General features: G+C 56.8%; 1 protein-coding gene. It reads left to right on the forward strand.

Annotated elements, in window-relative coordinates; translation table 11 throughout:
• Positions 1-1,181 (forward strand): elongation factor Tu (gene tuf, locus AAFH98_RS15035; protein WP_342523695.1); only part of this gene is annotated, 1,181 nt, incomplete at its 3' end.

A 1,181-nucleotide genomic window follows, 5' to 3' on the forward strand; every position in this document is an offset into this window, starting at 1 on the left:
ATGGCAAAAGAGACATTTCAGCGAGATAAGCCACATGTAAACATAGGAACGATAGGTCACGTAGACCACGGGAAGACGACCACGACGGCGGCGATTACGACCGTAATGGCCAAGCACCACGGCGGGGTTGCCAAGCAGTTTGTCGACATCGACAACGCCCCCGAGGAGAAGGAGCGTGGGATAACGATCTCAACGGCGCACGTTGAGTATGAAACCGAAGGTCGCCACTATGCGCACGTCGACTGCCCGGGCCACGCCGACTATGTAAAGAATATGGTTACCGGAGCGGCCCAGATGGACGGGGCGATTTTGGTGGTAGCGGCCACCGACGGCCCGATGCCACAGACCCGCGAGCATATCTTGTTGGCCCGCCAGGTAGGGGTGCCCGAGATTGTGGTCTTTATGAACAAGACCGATCTGGTCGACGACGAGGAGCTGATTGAGCTCGTCGAGCTGGAAGTCCGTGAGCTGCTGAGCAACTATGAATTTGACGGCGACAACATTCCCGTCATAAAAGGATCGGCCCTGAAAGCCCTGGAAGGCGACGAGGACCACGAGCAGGCGATTTTAGATCTGATGGACGCCGTCGACGAGACGATTCCAACGCCCGAACGCGATGTGGAAAAGCCGTTCTTGATGCCGGTCGAAGATATTTTCTCTATTACCGGCCGCGGTACCGTGGCAACGGGCCGTATCGAGCGCGGAGTGGTGAAGCTGAACGATGAGATTGAAATTGTCGGTATTATTGAAGACCCGATGGACTCGGTGGTTACTGGTATTGAGATGTTCCGCCGCATGCTCGACGAAGGGCAGGCCGGCGACAATGCAGGAATTTTGCTGCGCGGGGTCGACAAAGAAGACCTCCAGCGGGGTATGGTACTCTGCGAGCCGGGCTCAATTACCCCACACAAGAAGTTCGAATGTGAGGTATACGTGCTGTCCAAAGACGAAGGCGGCCGACACACGCCGTTTTTCGACGGCTACCGCCCGCAGTTCTACTTCCGGACCACGGATGTGACCGGATCATGTGAGCTCCCCGATGGGGTAGAGATGGTCATGCCGGGCGACAATGTGACGATGGAAGTAAGCCTGATTCAACCGGTAGCGATGGAAGAAGGCCTGCGTTTTGCGATCCGCGAGGGCGGCCGCACGGTAGGCGCCGGTGTTGTAACTGAAATTAT

This window comes from Fodinibius sp. Rm-B-1B1-1, from assembly GCF_038594945.1.
Classification (GTDB): Bacteria; Bacteroidota; Rhodothermia; order Balneolales; family Balneolaceae; genus Fodinibius; species Fodinibius alkaliphilus.